The sequence below is a fragment of the Pseudomonas sp. KU43P genome (assembly GCF_033095865.1).
Classification (GTDB): Bacteria; Pseudomonadota; Gammaproteobacteria; order Pseudomonadales; family Pseudomonadaceae; genus Aquipseudomonas.
This window is the reverse complement of record NZ_AP019365.1, coordinates 579486-602537: the sequence shown is the minus strand read 5'-3', so window position 1 is coordinate 602537 and position 23052 is coordinate 579486. Positions and strand designations below refer to the sequence as shown.

Annotated in this window: 19 protein-coding genes, 2 tRNA genes and 3 pseudogenes; 8 read left to right on the top strand and 16 right to left on the bottom strand. The window is 59.8% G+C overall.

Going from position 1 to position 23052, the window contains the following annotated elements; translation table 11 throughout:
* Window positions 1-97: 97 nt before the first annotated feature.
* Window positions 98-844, bottom strand: coding sequence for a 23S rRNA (guanosine(2251)-2'-O)-methyltransferase RlmB (gene rlmB / locus KU43P_RS02700; RefSeq protein WP_008089831.1), 747 nt, complete (start codon window positions 842-844; stop codon window positions 98-100).
* The gene (rnr, locus tag KU43P_RS02695) at window positions 841-3411 is read right to left on the bottom strand and encodes a ribonuclease R (protein WP_317660953.1); all 2571 of its coding nucleotides are present in this window, start codon (window positions 3409-3411) and stop codon (window positions 841-843) included. Before rnr ends, rlmB begins: the two co-directional genes overlap by 4 nt.
* 271 nt (window positions 3412-3682) lie before the next feature.
* Between rnr and KU43P_RS02690 the strand changes: the two genes are divergently transcribed.
* The 4 genes from KU43P_RS02690 (at window position 3683) to KU43P_RS02675 (ending at window position 6707) form a co-directional block, all read left to right on the top strand.
* A tRNA-Leu gene (locus KU43P_RS02690) sits at window positions 3683-3769 on the top strand.
* Between the two features lie 87 nt (window positions 3770-3856).
* Window positions 3857-3943 (top strand) — tRNA-Leu (locus KU43P_RS02685).
* 185 nt (window positions 3944-4128) lie between these two features.
* The gene (locus KU43P_RS02680; RefSeq protein ID WP_317660952.1) at window positions 4129-5142 is read left to right on the top strand and encodes an extracellular solute-binding protein; all 1014 of its coding nucleotides are present in this window, start codon (window positions 4129-4131) and stop codon (window positions 5140-5142) included.
* Window positions 5142-6707, top strand: a complete 1566-nt coding sequence (locus KU43P_RS02675) for an ABC transporter permease (RefSeq protein WP_317660951.1) — start codon at window positions 5142-5144, stop codon at window positions 6705-6707. Before KU43P_RS02680 ends, KU43P_RS02675 begins: the two co-directional genes overlap by 1 nt.
* A gap of 50 nt (window positions 6708-6757) precedes the next feature.
* On the opposite strand, the gene KU43P_RS02670 is transcribed toward KU43P_RS02675, so the two are convergent.
* The 5 genes and pseudogenes from KU43P_RS02670 to KU43P_RS02650 form a co-directional block, all read right to left on the bottom strand.
* The gene (locus KU43P_RS02670; RefSeq protein ID WP_317660950.1) at window positions 6758-7414 is read right to left on the bottom strand and encodes a Bax inhibitor-1 family protein; all 657 of its coding nucleotides are present in this window, start codon (window positions 7412-7414) and stop codon (window positions 6758-6760) included.
* A gap of 228 nt (window positions 7415-7642) precedes the next feature.
* Complete coding sequence (locus KU43P_RS02665) at window positions 7643-8017, bottom strand: hypothetical protein (RefSeq protein ID WP_317660949.1); 375 nt, start codon at window positions 8015-8017, stop codon at window positions 7643-7645.
* On the bottom strand, window positions 8014-8916 hold the full coding sequence (locus KU43P_RS02660) for a hypothetical protein (protein WP_317660948.1): 903 nt from the start codon (window positions 8914-8916) through the stop codon (window positions 8014-8016). Before KU43P_RS02660 ends, KU43P_RS02665 begins: the two co-directional genes overlap by 4 nt.
* 79 nt (window positions 8917-8995) lie before the next feature.
* The gene (locus KU43P_RS02655) at window positions 8996-9484 is read right to left on the bottom strand and encodes an Hcp family type VI secretion system effector (protein ID WP_317660947.1); all 489 of its coding nucleotides are present in this window, start codon (window positions 9482-9484) and stop codon (window positions 8996-8998) included.
* Window positions 9485-9716: 232 nt separating this feature from the next.
* Window positions 9717-9962, bottom strand: a pseudogene (locus KU43P_RS02650) (DUF2867 domain-containing protein); the annotation flags it as partial.
* Window positions 9963-10050: 88 nt separating this feature from the next.
* On the opposite strand from KU43P_RS02650, the gene tnpB reads away from it, so the two are divergent.
* The 4 genes and pseudogenes from tnpB to KU43P_RS02630 all read left to right on the top strand — a co-directional run.
* Window positions 10051-10410, top strand: a complete 360-nt coding sequence (gene tnpB / locus KU43P_RS02645) for an IS66 family insertion sequence element accessory protein TnpB (protein ID WP_054913089.1) — start codon at window positions 10051-10053, stop codon at window positions 10408-10410.
* Between the two features lie 18 nt (window positions 10411-10428).
* Window positions 10429-11961 carry an IS66 family transposase gene (tnpC, locus tag KU43P_RS02640; protein WP_317660946.1) on the top strand — a complete coding sequence of 511 codons (1533 nt, stop codon included), beginning with the start codon at window positions 10429-10431 and terminating at the stop codon, window positions 11959-11961.
* Window positions 11962-12028: 67 nt separating this feature from the next.
* Window positions 12029-12289, top strand: coding sequence for a DUF6429 family protein (locus tag KU43P_RS02635; protein ID WP_085665094.1), 261 nt, complete (start codon window positions 12029-12031; stop codon window positions 12287-12289).
* Between the two features lie 44 nt (window positions 12290-12333).
* Window positions 12334-12621 (top strand): annotated as a pseudogene (locus KU43P_RS02630) (iron ABC transporter permease); the annotation flags it as partial.
* 570 nt (window positions 12622-13191) lie between these two features.
* Here the strand turns inward: KU43P_RS02630 and KU43P_RS02625 are convergent.
* The 9 genes and pseudogenes from KU43P_RS02625 to hflK all read right to left on the bottom strand — a co-directional run bounded on the left by KU43P_RS02625 (window position 13192) and on the right by hflK (window position 23047).
* Window positions 13192-13572: a hypothetical protein gene (locus KU43P_RS02625; protein WP_317660944.1), complete on the bottom strand. Its 381-nt coding sequence runs from the start codon at window positions 13570-13572 to the stop codon at window positions 13192-13194.
* Window positions 13569-14546 (bottom strand): hypothetical protein, encoded by a 978-nt coding sequence (locus tag KU43P_RS02620; RefSeq protein WP_317660943.1) that lies wholly within the window; start codon window positions 14544-14546, stop codon window positions 13569-13571. Before KU43P_RS02620 ends, KU43P_RS02625 begins: the two co-directional genes overlap by 4 nt.
* A 9-nt stretch (window positions 14547-14555) precedes the next feature.
* Window positions 14556-15045: pseudogene (locus tag KU43P_RS02615) on the bottom strand (Hcp family type VI secretion system effector).
* 231 nt (window positions 15046-15276) lie between these two features.
* Window positions 15277-15768: a DUF2867 domain-containing protein gene (locus tag KU43P_RS02610; protein WP_317660942.1), complete on the bottom strand. Its 492-nt coding sequence runs from the start codon at window positions 15766-15768 to the stop codon at window positions 15277-15279.
* 172 nt (window positions 15769-15940) lie between these two features.
* Window positions 15941-17875 carry a methyl-accepting chemotaxis protein gene (locus KU43P_RS02605; RefSeq protein WP_317660941.1) on the bottom strand — a complete coding sequence of 645 codons (1935 nt, stop codon included), beginning with the start codon at window positions 17873-17875 and terminating at the stop codon, window positions 15941-15943.
* A gap of 294 nt (window positions 17876-18169) precedes the next feature.
* Complete coding sequence (locus KU43P_RS02600) at window positions 18170-19462, bottom strand: adenylosuccinate synthase (RefSeq protein WP_008095424.1); 1293 nt, start codon at window positions 19460-19462, stop codon at window positions 18170-18172.
* A 56-nt stretch (window positions 19463-19518) separates the two neighbouring features.
* Window positions 19519-20706: an ATP phosphoribosyltransferase regulatory subunit gene (locus KU43P_RS02595; protein WP_317660940.1), complete on the bottom strand. Its 1188-nt coding sequence runs from the start codon at window positions 20704-20706 to the stop codon at window positions 19519-19521.
* A gap of 290 nt (window positions 20707-20996) precedes the next feature.
* Window positions 20997-21866, bottom strand: coding sequence for a protease modulator HflC (gene hflC, locus KU43P_RS02590; protein ID WP_317660939.1), 870 nt, complete (start codon window positions 21864-21866; stop codon window positions 20997-20999).
* A complete protein-coding gene (gene hflK / locus KU43P_RS02585) occupies window positions 21866-23047 on the bottom strand; it encodes an FtsH protease activity modulator HflK (RefSeq protein WP_317660938.1) in 1182 nt (393 codons plus the stop codon). Before hflK ends, hflC begins: the two co-directional genes overlap by 1 nt.
* Between the last annotated feature and the right edge of the window lie 5 nt (window positions 23048-23052).

Sequence of the window (23052 nt, the reverse complement as noted above, 5' to 3'; positions counted from 1 at the left end):
ACGACTGCACGGGCCCTACCGCCGGCAAGCCGGCTCCCACAGGATGACTACAGACCTTGACTGTGGGAGCCGGCTTGCCGGCGATAGGGCCAATGGGTCAGCGCTTGGCCTGACGCTGACGCACGGCCTCGAACAGGCAGACGCCCGTAGCCACCGAGACGTTCAGGCTGCTGACGCTACCGCCCATCGGCAACTTCACCAGGAAATCACAGTGCTCACGGGTCAGCCGGCGCATGCCCTTGCCTTCTGCCCCCATGATCATCACCAGCGGCCCGGTCAGGTCCTGCTGGTAGATCTCCTGCTCGGCCTCGCCGGCAGTGCCAACCACCCACAGGCCACGCTGCTGCAATTTCTCCAGCGTGCGCGCCAGGTTGGTCACGGCCACCAGCGGAATCACCTCGGCAGCACCGCAGGCCACCTTGCGCACCACCGGGGTCAGCGTCGCTGACTTGTCCTTCGGCACCACCACCGCCGTGGCACCGGCCGCATCGGCGGTGCGCAGGCAGGCGCCGAGGTTGTGCGGATCGGTGACACCGTCCAGCACCAGGATCAGCGGCGGGGTTTCGGTGCGCTCGAGCAACTCCTCAAGCATCAACTCGCCCCACACCTGGCTCGGGCTCACCTCGGCCACCACACCCTGGTGCACGCCCTCGACCCAGGCATCCAGCTCACGACGCTCGGCCTGGCCCACCGCTACGCGGTTTTCCGCGGCCAGGGCCAGCAACGCCTGGATGCGCGGCTCACTGCGCCCTTCCGACAGCCAGATCTGCTTGACCCGCTTCGGATGGTGCTGCAACAACGCCTGCACGGCGTGCACGCCGTAGATCTTTTCCAGCTGACTCATGACTTGTTCTTGCTCTTGCGTGGCGCGCCGGACTTCGGCGGACCTTTACGGTGCTTGGTCGGTTTGCCGGAAGGCTTGCCGCCCTTTTCCGACTTGCTGCTGGCATGGCCGCCAGTGCGCGCCTCGCTCATCAGCGCCTTCTTCATTTCGCGGCTCTTGCGCACTTCGGCATTGCGCTGAACAGCGTCTTTCGGGAAGTACGCTTCGGCGGTTTCGCTCTTGCGGCTGCGCGGCTTCGGCGTGGCCTTGGCCTCCACCACCGGCTGCTGGTCACCTGCGGGTGCCGCACCACGGCCCTTGCGCCCAATCGGCGCAGCGAGCTGCTGCTCGGACACTTCGAAGTCGATCTTGCGTTCGTCGAGGTCGACGCGCATGACCTTGACCTCGATGGTGTCACCCAGGCGGAAGCTGCGCCCGGTACGCTCACCCGACAGGCGGTGATGCACAGGGTCGAAGTGGTAGTAGTCGCCCGGCAGCGCACTGACGTGCACCAGTCCCTCGACGTAGATATCGGTCAGCTCCACAAACAGACCGAAACCGGTGACAGCGGTGATCACACCCGGGAAAGTCTCGCCTACGCGATCCTTCATGAACTCGCACTTGAGCCAGTTGACCACGTCGCGGGTGGCTTCGTCGGCTCGGCGCTCGGTCATCGAGCACTGCTCGCCGAGCTGATCGAGGGTGTTCACGTCGTAAGGGTAGATACGCGCCTTGGGAATGCTCATGGCGCCCGCGCGCTTGACGTGCGGGGTATCGACCTTGGAGCGGATGATGCTGCGGATGGCGCGGTGCACCAGCAGGTCCGGGTAACGACGGATCGGCGAGGTGAAGTGGGTGTACGCCTCGTAGTTCAAGCCGAAGTGACCATTGTTGTCGGTGCTGTACACCGCCTGGCTCAGCGAGCGCAGCATCACGGTCTGGATCAGGTGGAAGTCCGGGCGCCCGGCAATGCTCGCCAACAGGGCCTGGTAATCCTTCGGCGAAGGGTCCTTGCCCTTGTGCAGGCTCAGGCCCAGTTCACCCAGGAAGGCACGCAGCTTTTCCAGGCGCTCCGGTGGCGGGCCATCGTGCACGCGGTACAGCGCCGGCACGCCGTGCTTGTGCAGGAACTCGGCAGTAGCGACGTTGGCCGCCAGCATGCATTCCTCGATCAGCTTGTGGGCATCGTTGCGCACGGTCGGGCGGATTTCCGCGATCTTGCGCTCGTCACCGAAGATGATGCGGGTTTCCTGTGTCTCGAAATCGATCGCGCCACGGGCGTGACGGGCATCGACCAGCACCTTGTACAGGTTGTACAGGTTCTTCAGGTCCGGCAGGACTTCCTTGTACTCCTCGCGCAGCGCCTTGCCCTCGCGGGTGCGGGCGTGTTCGAGCATGCTGCTGACCTTGTTGTAGGTCAGGCGCGCATGGGAGTGGATCACCCCTTCGTAGAACTGGTAGTCGACCATCTGGCCAGCCTTGTTCATGGTCATTTCGCAGACCATGGCAAGGCGATCGACGTGAGGATTCAGCGAGCACAGGCCGTTGGACAGCTCCTCGGGGAGCATTGGCACCACGCGCTCAGGGAAGTACACCGAGTTACCGCGCTGCTGAGCCTCGACGTCCAGGGCCGAGCCCAGGCGAACATAGCTGGACACGTCGGCGATGGCGACATACAGGCGCCAGCCACCGGAGAACAGGCGCAGCTTGCCGAGCGGTTCGCAATAGACGGCATCGTCGAAGTCGCGGGCGTCCTCGCCGTCGATGGTGACGAACGGCAGGTGGCGCAGGTCGATGCGCTTTTCCTTGTCCTTCTCTTCGACTTCGGAGCGGAACTTGCGCGCTTCCTTGATCACGTCCTTGGGCCAGACGTGCGGGATATCATAGCTGCGCAGGGCAACGTCGATTTCCATGCCCGGCGCCATGTAGTTGCCGATGACCTCGACCACGTCGCCTTGCGGCTGGAAGCGCGGGTTCGGCCAGTGGGTGATCTTGATCTCGACGAACTGGCCAATCTTGGCGCCACCGTTACGCCCGGCGGTCACCAGCACTTCCTGCTGGATCTTCGGGTTGTCCGGGGTCACGTAGCCGATGCCACCTTCTTCGAAATAGCGACCGACCACGCTTTCATGGGCACGGGAGATGACTTCTACCAGCACACCTTCGCGGCGGCCACGGCGGTCGACGCCGGAAACCCGGGCCAGGGCGCGGTCGCCATCGAACACCAGGCGCATTTGCGACGGGCTGAGGAACAGGTCTTCGCTGCCATCGTCGGGAATAAGGAAGCCGAAGCCATCGCGGTGGCCGGAGACGCGACCGCAGATCAGGTCCAGTTTGTCTACCGGGGCATAGGTGCCGCGCCGGGTATAGATAAGCTGGCCGTCGCGCTCCATGGCCCGCAGGCGGCGGCGCAGGGCTTCGATCTGGTCTTCTTCGTGAAGACCGAACTCTGCCGCCAGCTCCTCGCGCGCCGCCGGCTCACCACGGTCGGCAAGGCGCTGCAGGATCAGCTCACGGCTGGGAATGGGGTTGTCGTATTTTTCCGCTTCGCGAGCGGCCTCGGGATCGAGGGATTGCCAATCGGCCATCAGAAGGGGTTCACCTTGGGGTATATAGATAGGAATTCTGGCATAGGCGTATTGAAACCGGAAATGTCAGCCTTGGACAGCCCCAACGGCATGTCCAGCAAGCAGCAATAGCGCTGTGGAATCAACAAGTTGAATTTTTTGAATTTTTTTTTGCCTGGGGGGTTTACAGCCCCTGGGAGCGTCCGTATAGTGCGCACCACAACGACGGACAACCCCGAAGTTGTAGTAGAGATGAACGGCGCTGTAAAGCATCTTGTAATCTCGAATGTGTGCCCAGGTGGCGGAATTGGTAGACGCGCTGGTTTCAGGTATCAGTGACCGCAAGGTCGTGGAAGTTCGAGTCTTCTCCTGGGCACCAAGTATTTCAAGTAACAGATGACCAAGGATCTGTTACTACTGTGTGAAAGCGAACGATAGTCGCCTTCATCAGATGATGTAAAGCTTTGCCCAGGTGGCGGAATTGGTAGACGCGCTGGTTTCAGGTATCAGTGACTTAACGGTCGTGGAAGTTCGAGTCTTCTCCTGGGCACCATACAAAAACCCACTAGCTTGCTAGTGGGTTTTTTCTTGCCTGCGATTTATGCCCCTCCCCCTCGCCGACCCGTGTAACCCTTGCACCATGGTCTGCCCATGAATTTCTCGTCACTCGGCCACTTGAGAAACAATTTCGTTTACCATTGTTTCCGAATATGTAGCCGTAAGCGAGGAAGTACCCGCATGACGATCCGCCCGCAACCGCTGATGCGCACCTTGGCTGCCGCAGTTCTGAGCCTGGTGATCGGCGCTCCGGCCGCCATGGCAGACGACCCGGTCACCCTGACCATGTACAACGGTCAGCACAAGGAAATCGGCGAAGCCATCGCCAAGGCCTACGAGGCCAAGACCGGCATCCACATCAATATCCGCAAGGGCAGCAGCAACCAGCTGGCCAGCCAGATCATCGAGGAAGGCGACCGTTCGCCGGCCGACATCATCTACACCGAAGAATCCCCGCCGCTGAACAACCTGGGTGAACTGGGCCTGCTGGCGAAGATCGATGACGCCACCGCGAACATGGTGCCCAAGGAGTACGTAGGCGCCAACGGCACCTGGATGGGCATCACCGCCCGTACCCGCATCGTGGTATTCAACCCGAAGAAGGTCGACGAGAAAGACCTGCCGACCACGGTCATGGACTTCGCCAACCCGGAGTGGGAAGGGCGCGTCGGCTATGTACCGACCAGCGGCGCCTTTCAGGAGCAGGCCGTGGCCATCCTGAAGATGCACGGGCGTGAAGCCACCGAAGAATGGCTGACCGGCCTGAAGGCCTTCGGCAAGACCTACACCAACAACATGGTCGCCCTCAAGGCCGTGGAAAAAGGCGAAGTCGCTGCGGTACTGGTGAACAACTACTACTGGTATGCGCTGCAGCGTGAGCGCGGCAAGCTGGACACCAAACTCTATTACCTGGCCGATGGCGATGCCGGCAACCTGGTCACCATCTCCGGCGCCGCCGTGGTCAAGGCCAGCAAGCACCCGAAAGAATCCCAGGCCCTGCTCAACTGGATGGCCAGTGAAGAAGGCCAGCGCGTGATCACCCAGACCACCGCTGAATACCCGCTGCACAAGGGCATGGTCTCCGACCGCGGCCTGAAGCCGTTCGAGGACCTGCGCCCGCCGAAGATCTCGCCAGCCGACCTGGGCAATGCCGAGGAAGCGATCGAGCTTGAACGCGAGGTCGGCCTGCTCTGATGACTGCCGCCCTATCAGAGCCGGTGCCGGTACGTTTCGTGCCGCGCCGCAAGCGCCCCTCGATCTGGGTGGTGCTACCTGTGCTGCTCCTGGTGGCGATGAGCGTGCTGCCGTTGCTGTACGTTGCCATGAAAGCCTGGGAGGCCGGCTGGCGCGAGGCCCTGCACCTGCTCTGGCGCCCGTTCGTCTGGGGGTTGATGCGTAACACTCTGATGCTGATGGCGGGGGTGACGCTGGCGTGCATGGTAGTTGGCCTGGCCCTGGCCTGGCTGCTCGAGCGCAGCAACCTGCCCGGCCGCCGGCTGTGGGGCGTGGTGCTGTGCCTGCCGTTCGCCGTGCCGTCGTTCGTCAGCAGCTTCACCTGGGTGTCGCTGAGCTCGGACTTCGAAGGCCTGGGTGGTGCGATCCTGGTCATGGCGCTGTCCAAGTACCCGCTGGTGTTCCTGCCGGTGGCAGCGACCTTGCGCAACCTCGACACTTCGCTTGAAGAGTCGGCGCGCACCCTGGGCTACAGCCGCTGGGGCGTGTTCCGCAAGATCACCCTGCCGCTGTTGTGGCCGTCGGTGCTCGGCGGCGCGCTGCTGATCGCCTTGCACATGCTGGTCGAGTTCGGCGCGCTGTCGATCCTTGGCCTGCAGACCTTCACCACGGCGATCTACCAGCAGTTCGAACTGGAGTTCAGCAACGCCAATGCCGCGATGCTCTCGGCCGTGCTCCTGGCACTGTGCCTGCTGACGCTGTGGCTGGAACTGCGCGTGCGCGGCAAGGCCCGACACGTGCGCATCGGCCAGGGCGTGGCGCGCCGTGGGCAGCCGGTGCGACTGCGTGGCCGGATGCCATTGGCGCAACTGTTCTGCCTGGGCCTGGCGATTCTCGGTAGCGGCATTCCGCTGGCCATGCTGGGATACTGGCTGAGCGTGGGGTCGTCGGCAGCCTTCCCGGTGGCGGCGATCAGCAAAGCGCTCCTGACTTCGCTGTCGGTGTCGCTGGGTGGTGCAGGCTTCTGCGTGCTGCTGGCGCTACCGGTCAGCTTCCTGGTAGTGCGCTACAAGGGCCGCCTGGCACTGTGGGCCGAACGCCTGCCGTATTTGCTGCATGCCCTGCCCGGCCTGGTGATCGCCCTGTCGCTGGTAGTGTTCTCGCTGCATTACGTGCCGGCGCTGTACCAGACCACCGCGCTGCTACTGCTGGCTTATGCGCTGCTGTTCCTGCCACTGGCCCAGGCGCCGGTCCGCACCGCGCTGAACAAGGCATCGCCGACGCTCGAAGAAGCGGCCCGCACCCTGGGCGCCAGCAGTTTCGCGGCGTTCTGCCGGGTGACACTGCCGATCATCTTCCCGGCCCTGGCAGCAGCCTTCGCCCTGGTGTTCCTTGACGCCATGAAGGAGCTGACTGCCACCCTGCTGCTCAGCCCGACGGGCATGACCACCCTGGCCACTGAAGTCTGGGCGCATACTGCCAACGTCGAGTTCGCGGCGGCGGCGCCCTACGCGGCGTTGTTGATTGTGGTATCGGGGCTGCCGGTTTATCTGCTGACCACGCGGATGTATTTGAATAAGGCTTGAAAGCTTGCCCAGACCGCCATACGGCCTGGGCATTTCGCCACCAAGGCAACTCACTTCCTGGATACGATCCGCAAAACCCGCAGGAATAGATTAATGATGTCCAGATACAGCGATGCGGCGCTGTCTATCGCGTTATCCACGGTCCGCTCGATCTGGTTCGCACGCCCCCAATCAAGCCCGATATAGCCACAGAATATCAATGCAGTGATCCAATCCATTACCGCGAGATGGATACCGAATAGCCAAACCTGCGCCAACTCAACGATAATCGTGCCCACCAAGGCTATGAACAATGACGCCTCGATACGTTTGAAGAAGTGAGGAAACGAAGTACCCAGCAGCATCATGGCAACGGTCAGGAAGACGGTCGCTTGTAAGGCCTTCAAGATGTTTTGATCTGAGTAGTTCGGGAGGACGATGACAAGTAATAATCCGACCGGAATCACGATCAGGTTATAGCCCAGGAAACTATACAGCGGCTTTTCAGATCTGAAGATGATAGCACACCCCGCTAACGCTGTGATCATGTAGCCAACCAAGAACAGCATCATGGGGACGGCCCGAATAGTCTCGGCCGGCACCGTGATTACCAGATACCAATTGACGGAAAACCCCCACAGCAGGACGGCCCCGAGAATCAGATTGTAGGTGTTCGCCGATAATTTATGGTTGGTTCCGAGCCGATTGAAGGTTTTGTTCTCCAACATGCCTCTTGTGCTCCCTTGACCTATGTCTATTTAGTATCACCGTAATCACGTACACTAAACAACACCCGACCATACAATTGCTGTTCTCGGCGGCGATGCCCTATGCGGCGTTATTTATATTGGCATCGGAGTGGCCAGTGTATATGTTGACGACCAGATTTTATGCGAACGAAGTATGAGAACGGGCACAGGTCTGTGACCAAACTGGATTTCGCCAAATCGAAAACGTCACCTCAGAAAACTTATCCAGATACAGAACATCACCAGCAATATAAAAAGCAACAAGTGAACAAGCCATAAGCAAATCAGCATTTTTTTTAGGTCTTGGGGAGCATTGCGGACATCTTCAGCGTCTAACATACCTTTACGAATGCAAAAATCCTTCATTGACAACATCGCGGAAACTGACCCCAAACGCATAATCTGCCCGAGCATACCAGCATGGGCATATATTGCTTTGTTTCCCACAACCATGGGACTATTCGAGAAGCTTGCCTCAACCTTATCAAGGAAGCGGTATGCAATTACAATCCACGTCCCAAACATTAAAAATGGTGACGCAAACAAACACACGCCGAGTACCGCGACCTGTACATTGGTCATTGGAGTACCTCATATAAAACCTCTCCCAAAAACTCGCCCCCCTTTTCTCCTAACGCCCCACCTACAATACCTCCAGCAACGCCGCCGAACACTACACAAGCGGCAGTCCCTGCACCTCCTGTAGGAATACCCACTGCAGCACACGCAATCGGCCCTAAGAAACCACCAGCATACCCAGCCATTCCTCCAACCCCCCAACTTCCCACGAGAGAACTTCTCTCGACATACTTAGCCCTTCTACAATCATCCTCTCGCCCAAGCGTGCAAGCGTTACGAATGGACAGCTCGGCTGACACAACATCAAGCGCCATTCCTAAATAGGTTCCTTTCTTTATCCAGCTCGCCGCCCTGGTCACGCCGGCGATTTTTTCTGCATAGCCATTGATCTCACCGGTGCGCAGAAAGCTTTTGGTAGATATTCCCAGCGCTTTTTTGATCTTACCCTGATTTCGCAACCCCGCCCCATGGGCAGCCATGCTATTCAGCTGAGTCTCTAATCTCAAAAATAATTCTGTACGTCTCGCGTAGAATTCATTACGCGCCTTCAACGTACCTTGATGCAAATATTTTCGATGAAGTTGCTCAATTTCCTCTAGCGTTTTTTTAATAGCCTCAAGATGCTTGCTCCAAGCGTCACTGGCTGCACCTACACCTATGGACGCACGAGTCAGCAAGCTCTGCAGCAACTCATAGTTCTCCAGGAAGAACCCATCAATTCCGCCTCCGTTCAACTCGATGTCAAGATGTATTCCTAACGCTTTCCCCATGAGAAATGCCTCATGGCCAGTACAGGACGGCGTGCTTGGGTCACCCACGATTATCAGCTCGCCAGGGAAAACAACAGTGTTTACGATATGCGTATTCAACACATCAAACTTAGCCCGCTGATTCGCGTTCATGGGCGTGCCGGCCTTCAGAGACTCATACGACTGCGCTTGCGCATTAATAAATGCTGCGTGCTTCGGACATGGTCGTACCTCACGCGTATTTCTTGTTATTGATCCGATCCCAGCCGCCGGTCACGTTGCCACCAGCACCGCCATCGATGCGCTTCTGCCGCGTGTAGGTGGTCTTGATACGGCCATAGTTGAGCTGCACGACCTCCATGGGCACGCCGGCATTGGCGCTCTGGGCGTAGTCGGCGATGATCACTTCCTCAAGAACGACTTCGTAGTATTTGAGTTTTTCAGTCCCGGCGCGGCACACGACCAGCGTAACTTCCTTCAAGTGCTGGCCGGCACAGCTGGCTTCTAGCAGCTTGCAGCTGGAGCTATCCAGAGACTTGGTGAAGGTGAAGTTGGTGAGGGTGGTACGGCCTGATGATGCACCACCTGCAGAACTGGCAGTAGCGGAGGTGCTCTGGTTGGCACCGAACTTGTAGCCGACGATCTCGATCCAGCCGGCGTATTGCTCGTCGAGCGCTTCGCCATTGATGTCCGAAATTTTGATATAGGCATCGAAAGCCATGATTACCGCTCCTTGGCACAACTGGGTTGAACGACAATGTTTCGGACACCGTCGCCTTGGGTATTCCTCAATGGACACGAAGCGCCACCGAGGCCCAACCGACCCTAGTCGCCCAGTCTTGCAACCGCAATAGTACGCGGAGCCTCAAAGACAAATTAGGAAATAGCCTACAAGTTCGCCGACAAACACACCTAGATTACGTAAATAAATGTTTCTTTGCACTGGGCATCCTTCAACGGATGTTTGCCAACATCCGCCGCACGATAGGCCCATGGGCCAGGCCAACCGGGAGCATATACAAGCGCCCAAAGGCGTTGAAGCACTGCACCGATGTGGTCACGGTCAAGCGCTGCCCCTTGTCGCGCTCTGCGGTGGAATCCATGCAAACCATGACTGCCAGGTGCGTATCACGCGAGGTCAGGACCAGTTGCTGATCGCTGATGCCCTCGACGGTGAAAAAGTCCAGGCGCTCACCCACTTTGTAAGCGCTCCATGAACCCCACATTCAAAGCGCTTACCTGATCCCCGATGCTGTGCTCCTGATTTCTTTCTGGAGTTCGCCGACCATGATGCGACCCGACGCCAAAGTCGAAAAAGTGTACCTCTACCCCAAGCCCGTCGACTTCCGAAAGTCCATCGATGGTCTGGCTGCGCTGGTCGAACTCGATATCAAAGTGGCGGTGTTCGACCCGGTGCTTTTCGTCTTCCTCAACAAGCCGCGCAACCGGGTGAAGATCTTGTACTGGGAACGCAACGGCTTCTGCCTCTGGCTCAAACGCCTGGACTCCGAACGGTTCAAAACCTCACCCGATCCGACTGACGTGGCCATCGTACTGACCGTTCAGGAACTGAACTGGCTACTCGACGGCTTCGACCTCTGGCGCAACCGTCCGCATCAGGTTTTGACGCCTCGATACGTCGCCTGATTCGGTATAATCCGCGGCATGATTTCCATGCCCGAAGACCTCCCTGACGATCCTGTTCTGCTCAAGCAACTGCTTGAGCAGATGATCAACGAGCGGGCGTCCGACAAGGGCAAGATCGTTCATCTCGAAGAGGAAGTTACGCTGTTGCGCCAGCGCCTGTTCGGGCGAAAGACCGAGCAGACAGGCGATGCGGCGACGCCACAGTTGCCGCTCTTCGACGAAGCGGAAAGCCTGGCAGAACCCTTGGATGAGGCCGGCGACGAAGAAGTCGTTGCACCGACCAAGCGCCGTGGTAAACGCAAACCACTGCCGGCTGATTTGCCGCGTATCGAGGTTGTCCACGAACTGCCCGAGCATGAGCTGACGTGCGCTTGTGGCTGCCGCAAACATGCCATTGGTGAAGAGGTCAGCGAACAGCTTGAAATCGTCCCGATGCAGATTCGCGTCATCAAACATGTTCGCAAGGTGTATGGCTGCCGCGACTGCGAGTCAGCGCCCGTAACGGCGGACAAGCCTGCCCAGGTGATCGAGAAGAGCATGGCTAGCCCGAGTGTGCTGGCCATGCTGCTCACCACCAAATACGTAGACGGCCTACCGCTTCATCGCTTCGAAAAAGTGTTGGGGCGCCACGGTATCGATATCTCGCGCCAAACCTCGGCACGCTGGGTGATTCAATGCAGCGAGCACTTCCAACCGCTGCTGAATCTGATGCGCGAAAGCCTGTTGAGCAGTCGGATCATCCACTGTGATGAAACGCGTGTGCAGGTGTTGAAAGAGCCGGGTCGTGAGCCCAGCAGCCAATCCTGGATGTGGGTGCAAACCGGCGGCCCACCTGAGCGGCCAGTGATCCTTTTCGACTACGCCACCAGCCGAGCGCAGGAGGTGCCGACGCGCCTGTTGGATGGCTATCGCGGCTATGTCATGACCGACGACTACGCCGGTTACAACGCGCTAGCTGCACAGGACGGCGTGGAGCGGTTGGGCTGCTGGGCGCACGCACGCCGCAAGTTCGTCGAAGCGCAGAAAGTGCAGCCCAAGGGTAAAACCGGGCGCGCAGACATCGCCCTGAATTTGATCAACAAGCTGTATGGCATCGAGCGCGACCTTAAGGACGGCAGCGATGAAGATCGTAAGGCTGCCCGCATGGAGCGCAGCCTGCCATTGCTGGCTCAGCTGAAAAGCTGGGTAGAGAAAACGCAACCTCAGGTCACGACGCAGAATGCCTTGGGCAAGGCCATCGGCTACTTGGCCAGCAACTGGAGCAAGTTGGAACGCTACATCGAGCACGGCTGCTTACCGATCGACAACAACGCAGCCGAGCGTGCGATCCGCCCGTTTGTCATCGGCAGAAAGAACTGGTTGTTCAGTGACACGCCCAGAGGGGCGACGGCCAGTGCGCAACTTTACAGCCTGGTCGAGACGGCCAAAGCCAACGGCCAAGAGCCCTATGCGTGGCTGCGCCACGCACTGGAACGCCTGCCGCAGGCGTCCTCCGTGGAAGATTACGAAGCGCTGCTGCCGTGGAATTGCACGCCTAAAATACATAGTTAAGTGCTCCCCCATCGTGGGTCAGATGGGGCCTACGAAGCGCTTGAAGGACAAGAGCGGGGTAACGACCATGGAATACGACGAAAAACTGATTGAAGACGCAGTGCTTGCCTTGTTGGCAGCCTATAGCTCCGACAAAGGTAACGCGTGGAAAGGATTTGACTTCGAGATCATGAATCGACTGCATGAAAGGGGTTTCATCAGTGATCCAGTTAATAGAAACAAATCCATCTGGTTGACGGCGGAGGGGCTGGAGCGAGGCCGACAGCTAGCTGACCAGTTGTTCGGGTTAAAGACTCAAGCGGGGCAGGTGCCCGACTCGAATACCTGATTTCCCCGTCCTTCATGTAACGGGTGGGGTTTATGGATCGCTTACGCACCTTGGGTTCCAGCAGCTTTGCGGCGTTCTGCCGGGTGACTCTGCCGATCATCTTCCCGGCGCTGGCGGCGGCGTTTGCATTGGTGTTCCTTGATGCCATGAAGGAGCTGACCGCCACCCTGCTGCTCAGCCCGACTGGCATGACCACCCTGGCCACTGAGGTCTGGGCGCATACCGCCAACGTCGAGTTCGCGGCGGCGGCGCCTTATGCGGCGTTGTTGATTGTGGTGTCGGGGTTGCCGGTGTATTTGCTGACTACGCGGATGTATTTGAATAAGGCCTGAGAACGAATCCAGGCTGGCGAGCAGCCTGGATTTTCGAACGACACACGAGCTTACCTCCAGTACTCTATCCAAACAAAAAACAGCACAATCAGTGCAATCAGAAAAATTTGTACAGTCCACAAGCGCACTAACAGCCTCTGCAGGTCGACTGGAGCCTTACTAACGTCATCGCTGCCTAGTAGACCCTTGCGAATGCTAAAACATTTCATTGATAGCATTGCAGAAATTGACCCTAGGCGCATAACTTTCCCGAGCAACCCTGCATGAGAATATATTTCTCGATTCACAGCCACCATTCGGCTATTTGACAAGATTGATTCGACACGGTCCAGATATCGGTACGCAACGAATATCCACACACCAAACATCATAAACGGCGAAATAATTACAACCACACCAAGCACTGCCAGGTGCAAGTTACTCATCGCACCGCCTCATACAAAATCTCCCCCAATCCTGGTGATCGCCCTGTCGCTGGTGGTGTTCTCGCTGCCCTACGTGCGGCACTGCACCAAACCACCGTGCTGTTGCTGCTGGCTTATGCGGCCTTGAACATAAGTGAACGGAAACTCAGCCTCCTCGAAATAATTGTTCGAGATAATCAATACTGCCGAAAGCAATCAGAGAAATTACTGCCACCCCCCAAGCCGTCACAAGCACACAACGCATCCGATACGGAAAGTCCTTTACTTGTTGTAGATCCGCGAGCCCTCGCCAGGCAAATACGCGAGGCATCATCAGTAACACTGCGATAGTACAGATTCTCATCACCCTACCTAACGGACCGGCCCGAGAATACACCGCTTTATTACCCATCACAAAGCGGCTTTTAGACAACAGTGACTCAATGCGATCCAGATAGCGAAGCGATATATAAACCAGCACAACAAATGACACGATTGATACTAAAAAAAATAACAACCCGAGCAATTGAATTTCAAAATCCGTCAAGGGCTCACCTGCTCATAAATAAGCTCACCCCACTGCTCACCTTTTTCCTTAGCCTTCTCACCAGCGTACTTACCACCAATAGCTCCGCCAACCACAGCGCATGCTACAGCGCCGGTTCCAACTGTAGGAATGCCAAATACCACCGAACATAGCCCTATGGATGCTGCTCCCGCGAGCGAACCGCCAATAATGCTTCCTCCTGCCCCTCCAACCAAACCACCACCTAGAACAAACTTGGCCTTCCTGCAGTCTTCTTCTCTACCTAGGGTACATGCTCTTTGAATCGCCAAACCTGTTGCAGCGACATCTAGTGCCAAGCCTATGTATACTCCTTTTTTTATCAGACTCGTAGCTTTAGCAACCCCAGCTACCTTCTCGGCATATCTCGATATCTCACCTGAACTAAGATAGCTTTTGGTCGATATCCCCAAAACTCGCTTTATTGCTCCTTGGTTCCGCAAACCCGATCCGAATGCAGCGGCTTTATCGAGCTGCTTACCCAGCCTCATGAATAATGACCTTCTCTTAGCATAAAACTCATCACGGGCTCTGAACTGGCCGTCGCTTAAGTGAGATCTATGCAATTGCTCAATCTGCTCCAACGTCGACTTGATCATCCCCATATGCCTTGCCCAACCGTCAGTAGCTGCACCAGCCCCCATTGCTGCATGGCTTAGCAGACTTTGTAGAAACTCAAAGTTGTCGAGAAAAAAATCATCAACACCGCCACCATTCAGCTCGATATCAAGATGTATACCGGCAGCTCGCCCCATGAGATAAGCCTCATGACTGGTGCAAGACGGCGTCGTCGGGTCACCAACAATTACCAGTTCTCCGGGAAAAACCACGCTGTTAACGATATGCGCATTCAACACATCAAACTTGGCCCGCTGATTCGCGTTCATGGGTGTATCGGCCTTCAGCGACTCATAGGACTGCGCGTGTGGATTAATGTAGCTACGTGCCTCGGACATGGTCGCACCTCACGCATATTTCTTGTTACTGATGCGATCCCAGCCACCGGTCACGTTGCCGCCGGCGCTACCGTCGAGACGTTTCTGCCGCGTGTAGGTGGTCTTGATGCGTCCGTAATTCAGCTGCACCACCTCCATTGGCACCCCGGCACTGGCGCTCTGGGCGTAGTCGGCGATGATCACTTCTTCGAGGACCACTTCGTAGTACTTGAGCTTGTCGCCACCCGCACGGCACAGCACCAACTTCACTTCTTTCAGGTGCTTACCGGCACAGCTGGCCTCCAGCAGCTTGCAGCTGGCGCTGTCCAGGTACTTGGTGAAGGAGAAGTTGGTGAGGGTGGTGCGGCCTGATGATGCACCGCCTGCGGAGCTTGCGGTGGCAGAAGTGCTCTGGTTGGCGCCGAACTTGTAGCCAGCAATCTCGATCCAGTTGGTGAACTGCTCGTCCAGCGCTTCACCAGCGATTTCAGTAATTTGAATAGTAAGCATCGAAAGCCATGCTTACCTCTCCTTGGTAACGTTTGGGCTGATAACGACAACGCTCTGACATTGTCGTCTTGCGGTTGCGCCTGAAAAGATGACGGCGGATTAGCGCTGTCACCTAAGGTCCGGTTGACACTAGCTCCCCTGTGCCAAGCCACGCAATAGCACGCACCCACCAAAGCAAAATCTCGGAAATTACCTACAAAATCGGGTAAAAATTCTGATTTATCAGGTAAGAATCTGTTTCTTATCGCCGCTCGAAACGATACCCCTGCAGGTTGGCCAGCATCCGCCGCACAATCACGCCATGCACCCGTCCAACCGGCACCATGTAAAAACGCCCAAAGGTGTTGAAGCACTTCACCGAGGTGGTCACATTCAACTGCGGGAGGCCATACTCCCCTGTCGACACATCCATGCAGACCATGACGGCCAGATGCCTATCGCGCGAGGTCAGCACCAGTTGCTGGTCGCAGATGGCCTCGACAGTGAAGAAGTCCAGACACTCGCCCACTTCTGGTACCGACTCGGGGCTGCGGGGAGAAAAGCCCTGAATCTCGGCCACATTGAAACGACGCGAGATGACGTCACGAATGCGAAAGGCCGTGGCCAGCCAGCCTGGGACATGCGAGGTCATGGCACAGTAGGCTTGCAGGGCGGTCAGCGACTTTGTCAGCGGTACGCTGTCGCTGTGCAGGAAGTCCAGGTCGACTGGGGCGGCGAGCAGTTGGGCGGGCATGTACAAATCCTTTTGTCATGGGTCGCCCGACAGCTTAGCAAAGCGGCATTGGGTACCGGGGCCGCTGGGCGGCCCATCGCCGGCAAGCCGGCTCCCACAGGGGAAAGCGCAAATCCGAAATCTACGCCGTACCGGTGGGAGCCGACTTGCCGGCGATGGGTAGGACGCGACCTCAGGCCCTGAATTGCCCCAGGCTGGCGCGCAATTGGGCTGCCAGGTCATCCAGCACCTTGCTGCTGGCGGTGGTCTGCATCACCACCTCGGCGGAGCGTTCGGCCTGGGCGTGGATGTTCTCGACTCGTCCGCGCACGGCCTGCGCACCTTGCGCCTGTTGCTCGGCTGCCCGGGTGGCCAGGCCTATCGCCGCGTGCACCTGCTCCACCGCCACCTGCACCGACTGCTGGCGTCGTTCGTTGTCACGCAGCACGAGCAGCCCTTCGCTGGCCTTCATGCCGGCCTGACTGATGGTGTCGACCGCCTCCTTGGCCCCCTTCTGCAGCGCCGAGATATGCGCCTGGATATCCCCCGTGGAGCTCTGTGTCTTGCTCGCCAGCGCGCGCACCTCGTCGGCCACGACGGCGAAGCCGCGCCCGGTTTCGCCCGCCCGTGCGGCTTCGATGGCGGCGTTGAGGGCCAGCAGGTTGGTCTGCTCGGCGATACCGTGGATCACGGTCAGCACCACTTCGATCTGTTCACTCTGCTTGGCCAACCGCTCGATCACGTGCGAGCCAGCGTCGACCTGGCCGGCAAGGTTTTCGATCAGCCCGGCCAACTGTGTCGATGTGCGGCTGTTCTCGTCCGTGGCCTGGCGAATGTCCACCACCTGCTGCAGCGCCGCCTTCATCGCATGGCTTTCGGCCTGGGCCTCGTCAGCCATGCTCGACAGGTCACGCAAGCTCGCCGCCACTTCATCGCGCTGCAATGCTGCGGCCGCATCGGCACCGGCGTTGCGCTGGGCCATGGTGCCGATCTCGACGCCGGTACGCTGCGCCACTTCTCCGGCCTCACGCACGATAGGCTGAAGCTTGTCGACGAAACGGTTGACCGCCGAGGCCATGTCGCCGATTTCGTCGCGGCTGTCCAGGTTGACGCGCTTGGTCAGGTCGCCTTCGCCAGCAGCCAGGTCATCGAGGGCGTCTACCAGCAATCGAAGCTTGCTCAGCACGCGACGACCGAGCACCACGGCAACCGCGATCAAGACACCCAGGCCGACCAGCACAAGGCCCAGGCCGAAGCGAAAGCGCAGCTCACCCGCGGCATCGCGCACGGTTTGTGCGGTATTGGCCTGCATCGCCGTGGCACTGCTCTGCGCAGCCTCCAACCGATCACGCAGGGCTTTGCCGCTGTCCGCCGCAGCGGCACCGAGGCTGTCGCCCACCAGTTGTTCGCCGCTGGCGATCAAGGCATTGAAACGCTGGTCCAGGGCCTTGAGCTCCTGGTCCACACCCGCGGTGGAGACGCCCATCAGTACCTTGCCGATCTCCGCACCGTTAGGGTTGATCGAGGCTTCGACGAAGTACACCGAAGGGTCACGACGAGCAGCATCGAGCACCTTGTCCAGCGCGCGCTCGCCCTGCCCTTTCTCGATCAGCCCCTGGTTGATGGGGTTCTGCCGGTTGAGGTAGCGCGTCAGGTGCTGGCCCTGGGCGTCGTCGTAGATCACGAACAGCACGTTGGGGTTGCGCTGGGCGCGGCGGGCGAAGTCGGAGAGCGTCGGCACATCGTTGTCCCAGATCGCCCGCGGAGCGACCGAGGCCAGCAGTTCGGCCATGTCGTTGGCGGAGTCCTTGAGGTTCTTCTCCAGCGTGGCCCGCAGTTGCTGCTGCTCGCTTTGCAGACGCTCGGAGAGCCCGGCGCTGAGGCGCTGACGGGTACTGCTGGAGAGCCCTTCCAGGCCAGAGCGGACTTGCTGCCCGGCTTGCTCCAGCTCGCCAGCCAGTTTGCGGCTGTCATTGCCCAGACGCTGGCTCAGGTCGGCCTCAAGCGCAGTGATGGTGCTTCGGGTCAGCGCAACGGCAAACAGGAACTGCACCAAAAGGGCGATACCCAAGGCAACAAACACAGGCCGCAACAGGCGGCTTCGTAACAGTGAGAGGATGGCAGACACGGTGAAACCCTCGTGCATTCTGGCGCCATTATTTTGATGGCATCTACAGAAACTTCTTACAGCAAGGGTTGTGCCGGGAGCAGCAGGGATATGTGCCAAGGTCCAGCAATGCTTGATCTGTACCGGCCCTATCGCCGGCAAGCCGGCTCCCACACAGAATCCACCGCCTTCACGGCAGTGAAAATCTTGTGGGAGCCGGCTTGCCGGCGATAGGGCCGGTACAGACAGAAGACAGAAACAAAAACGCCGCGGCCCCTTTCAGGGCCACGGCGTCAGATCAGCCTGGAAGGCGGATCAGGCGAACGGATGACGCAGCACGATGGTCTCGTTGCGGTCCGGGCCGGTGGAGATGATGTCGATCGGCGCGCCGGTCAGCTCCTCGATGCGCTTGATGTAAGCGCGAGCAGCTTCTGGCAGCTCTTCCAGGGTCTTGGCACCCAGGGTCGACTCGCTCCAGCCTGGCATCTCTTCGTACACTGGCTCCAGGCCGATGTAGCTGTCAGCATCGGAAGGCGCGTCGATGACGGCGCCGTTCTCGTTCTTGTAGCCAACACAGATGTTGATGGTTTCCAGACCGTCCAGTACGTCCAGCTTGGTCAGGCAGATGCCCGAGATGCTGTTGACGTCGATGGCGCGGCGCAGGATGACGGCATCGAACCAGCCGCAACGGCGGGCACGGCCGGTGGTGGAACCGAACTCGTGGCCACGCTTGGCCAGGGTGGCACCGGTCTCGTCGAACAGCTCGGTCGGGAACGGACCGGAACCTACGCGAGTGGTGTAGGCCTTGGTGATACCCAGGATGTAGTCCAGGTACATCGGGCCAACGCCGGAACCGGTGGAGATGCCGCCAGCGGTGGTGTTGGAGCTGGTGACGTACGGGTAGGTACCGTGGTCGATGTCCAGCAACGAACCCTGGGCGCCTTCGAACATGATGTCCTTGCCGGCGCGACGCAGGTTGTGCAGTTCGGCGGTGACGTCGAGCATCATCGGCTTGAGCTGCTCGGCGTAGGCCATGCACTCGTCCAGAGTCTGCTGGAAGTCGATGGCCGGCTCTTTGTAGTAGTTCACCAGCTGGAAGTTGTGGTAATCCAGCAGCTCACCGAGCTTGGCAGCGAAGCGCTCGCGGTGGAACAGGTCGCCCACGCGCAGGCCGCGGCGAGCGACCTTGTCTTCGTAGGCTGGGCCGATACCACGGCCGGTGGTGCCGATCTTGGCTTCGCCACGGGCTTTCTCGCGGGCCTGGTCCAGGGCCACGTGGTACGACAGGATCAGCGGCGCAGCTGGGCTGATGCGCAGGCGCTCGCGCACCGGTACGCCCTTCTCTTCCAGCTTGGTGATTTCACGCATCAGGGCATCCGGGGCAACGACCACGCCGTTGCCGATCAGGCACTGAACGCCTTCACGCAGGATGCCGGACGGAATCAGGTGCAGAACGGTTTTTTCACCGTTGATCACCAGGGTGTGGCCCGCGTTGTGGCCACCCTGGTAGCGCACTACGGCGGCAGCATGTTCGGTCAGCAGATCGACGATCTTGCCTTTGCCCTCATCACCCCACTGGGTGCCCAGGACGACGACATTCTTACCCATAACACTTGTCCTCATTCACGCAAACTTGGTTGCCGGCCAACTGCCGGCGCAGAAACTCATTGGGTCAGCGGCAGTACCTGCCAGCGCCCGTCTTGCTGAATCAATTGCCGATCACAATCCGCCTCGAGAGCAGCACTCAACGGCTGGCCAGGCAGGGCCTGGACCACACGCTGGCCCTCGTTGCGCAACTGGCAGACCTGCTGCCAGAGGGCCGCGTCGCCACTGTCCGGCATCCAGATGCCGCCAGAAGGCAATACGACCTCCGCTCGCCCCAGTGTGACCAGGGTCTTCAAATCCGTGGAGAAACCAGTGGCCGGGCGCGCCCGGCCGAAATCGGCACCGATGTCGTCATAGCGACCGCCCTGGGCGATCGACTGACCTTCGCCCGGCACGAACACCGCGAACACCACACCGGTGTGGTAGTTGTAGCCGCGCAGCTCGCCGAGGTCGAAGTACAGCGGCAGCTCGGGGTAACGCGAAGCCAGGCGATCGGCGATCGCCAGCAGGTCGTCCAGTGCCGCCAGCACGCTGGCCGGGGCACGGCCCAGGCGCACACGGGCCTCGGCCAGCACTTCACGGCCACCGCACAGCTCGACCAGGGCGCGCAGCATGCTGCCCAGGTCCTTCGGCAGGTCGGCAGTCAGTGCCTGCACCTCATCTACCGACTTGCGCTGCAGGGCGTCGAACAGCTGCTGCTCGACGGCGCCCGACAGGCCGGCGGCGCGCGCCAGGCCGCGGTAGATGCCGACATGGCCGAGGTCCATGTGCACATCCGCGACGTCGGTAAGCTGCAGCGTGGCGAGCATCAGGCTGATGACCTCGACGTCGCTGGTGGGGCTGGCGTCGCCGTACAGCTCGGCACCCAGCTGGATGGGGCTGCGCGAGGTGGACAGGGCACGCGGCTCGGCGTGCAGCACGCTGCCGGCGTAGCACAGACGGCTCGGGCCTTCACGGCGCAGGGTATGGGCATCGATACGCGCCACCTGCGGGGTGAAGTCGGCGCGGAAGCCCATCAGGCGGCCGGACTGTGGGTCGACCACCTTGAAGGTGCGCTGGTCCAGGTCCTGGCCGGCGCCGGTGAGCAGCGACTCCAGGTACTCGATATGCGGGGTGACGACCAGTTCGTAGCCCCAACTCTGGAACAGGTCCAACACCTGCCGACGCGCGATCTCGATGCGCGCTGCCTCAGGTGGCAGTACTTCCTCGATGCCATCTGGCAGCAGCCAGCGGTCTACCGTTGCCATTACGCCATTTCCCCTCTGGTCCGGGCGGCTTGCCTGCAGGCGAGCCGTCAGTGAAGCAGGCATTGGCGCACAGCAGCGGGCAGCACTGATCCCAGCGCCACCACCGTACCCAATACCCTCGAATTGCCTTGCGAGCTGACCAATCCGTCAACTGGCCGTTTGCCAATCAACCTTGCAGACGCAAAAAAGCCGGGAAATTTCCCGGCTGCCGCATCATACACCCCTTTTCATTCAGGATGCACCCCGCCCGGTGTTTTAGCTGCCAGGCGGGGTATGCGCCCCTCAATACATCAGGGTTTGCTCTTGTCGAGGAAACGGAAGAACTCGTTCTTCGGATCCAGGACCAGCACGTCGCTCTTGCTGGAGAAGCTCTCGCGATACGCCTGCAGGCTACGGTAGAACGCATAGAAATCGGCGTCCTGGGTGTAGGCCTTGGCGTAGATGGCGGCCGCCTGGGCGTCGCCGTCACCGCGGGTTTCCTCGGCTTCGCGATAGGCTTCGGCCAGCAGTACACGGCGCTGACGGTCGGCATCCGCACGGATACCTTCGGCCAGCTCGTTACCCTTGGCACGATGCTCGCGGGCTTCGCGCTCACGCTCAGTGCTCATGCGATCGAACACGCTGCGGTTGACCTCCTTCGGCAGGTCGATGGCCTTGACGCGCACGTCGACCACCTCGATACCCAGCTCCTTGCTGGCCATGCGGTTCAGCGAGGCGGTGATGTCAGCCATCAGCGCGTCACGTTCACCGGAGACCACCTCGTGCAGGGTACGTTTACCGAACTGGTCACGCAGGCCACTTTCCAGGCGGCGAGACAGACGCTCGTCGGCGATCTGCTTCATGCCGGAGGTGGCGGTGTAGAAGCGCTCGGCATCCTTGACGCGCCACTTGGCGTAGGCGTCGACCATCACCGCTTTCTTCTCCAGGGTCAGGAACCGCTGGGTCGGGGCGTCGAGGGTCATCAGGCGGGCGTCGAACTTGCGCACCTGGTTCACGTACGGAACCTTCACGTGCAGGCCTGGCTGGACATCAGCCTGGACCACACGACCAAACTGCAGCAGTACCGCGCGTTCGGTCTGGGACACGATGTAGAAGCTGTTCCAGGCCACCACGGCCAGGACCACAGCGGCGATCAGGGCGATCAGCGATTTATTGCTCATCAGCGGCTCTCCCTAGTACGCAGCTGCTGCTGTTGCTGTTGCAAGTCCTGCGCTGCACGCGCTGCCGCGTCGTTGGCCGACGGGCTTGCGCTGGTGACCGGCGCGGACGTGTTGCGGCTGCCTTCGACCATCTTGTCCAGCGGCAGGTAGAGCAGGTTGTTCTGCCCGTCCTTGGTCGCCACCAGGACCTTGCTCGAATTGCTGTAGACCTCTTGCATGGTCTCCAGGTACAGACGCTGACGGGTCACGTCAGGTGCCTTGCGGTATTCGCCGACCAGCTTGGTGAAGCGGTCCGCCTCACCCTTGGCACGGGCGATGACTTCGTCGCGGTAACCGTTGGCGTCCTCGATGATGCGCTGGGCCTGACCACGGGCTTCCGGCACAACGCCGTTGGCGTAGGATTCGGCCTGGTTGCGGGCACGTTGCTCGTCTTCACGGGCACGGATCACGTCGTCGAAGGCTTCCTGCACTTCACGCGGGGCTGCCGCGCTCTGTACGTTGACCTGGGTGACGGTGATACCGGTACGGTAGTTGTCGAGGAAGCGCTGCAGGCGTTCGCGGATATCCACGGCCATCTGCTCACGGCCTTCGGTCAGCACCTGGTCCATCGAAGTGGAACCCACCACGTGGCGCAGGGCGCTGTCGGTGGCATGCTGCAAGCTCACCTCGGGCTGGTCGACGTTGAGCACGAAGTCCTGCAGGTTGCTGATCTTGTACTGGACGGTCAGCGGCACCTCGACGATGTTCTCGTCTTCGGTGAGCATCTGGCCCTGCTTGGTATAGGCACGCTCGCGCGTGACGTTTTCCATGTACTTGCGATCGATTGGCGGGAAGTAGATGTTCAGGCCGGGACCGACCGTCTCATAGTACTTGCCGAAGCGCAGCACGACGGCCTGCTCCTGCTCGTCGACCACGTACACGGCGCTGTACAGCCAGATGGCGGCCAGTACCGCCAGGCCGATGCCCAGCAGGCCATAGCCTCCGCCCTTGCCGACATTGCGGTCACCGCCGCCACGTTTCTTGCCACTGCCGAACATGCCGTTCAGGCTGTCCTGCAGTTTGCGGAAGGCCTCGTCCAGATCCGGCGGGCCTTTTTTATCGCCACCACCGCCGCCGCCACCACGGCGGCCGCCCCAGGGATCCTGATTGTTCGAGTTGCCACCCGGCTCGTTCCAAGCCATAGCGC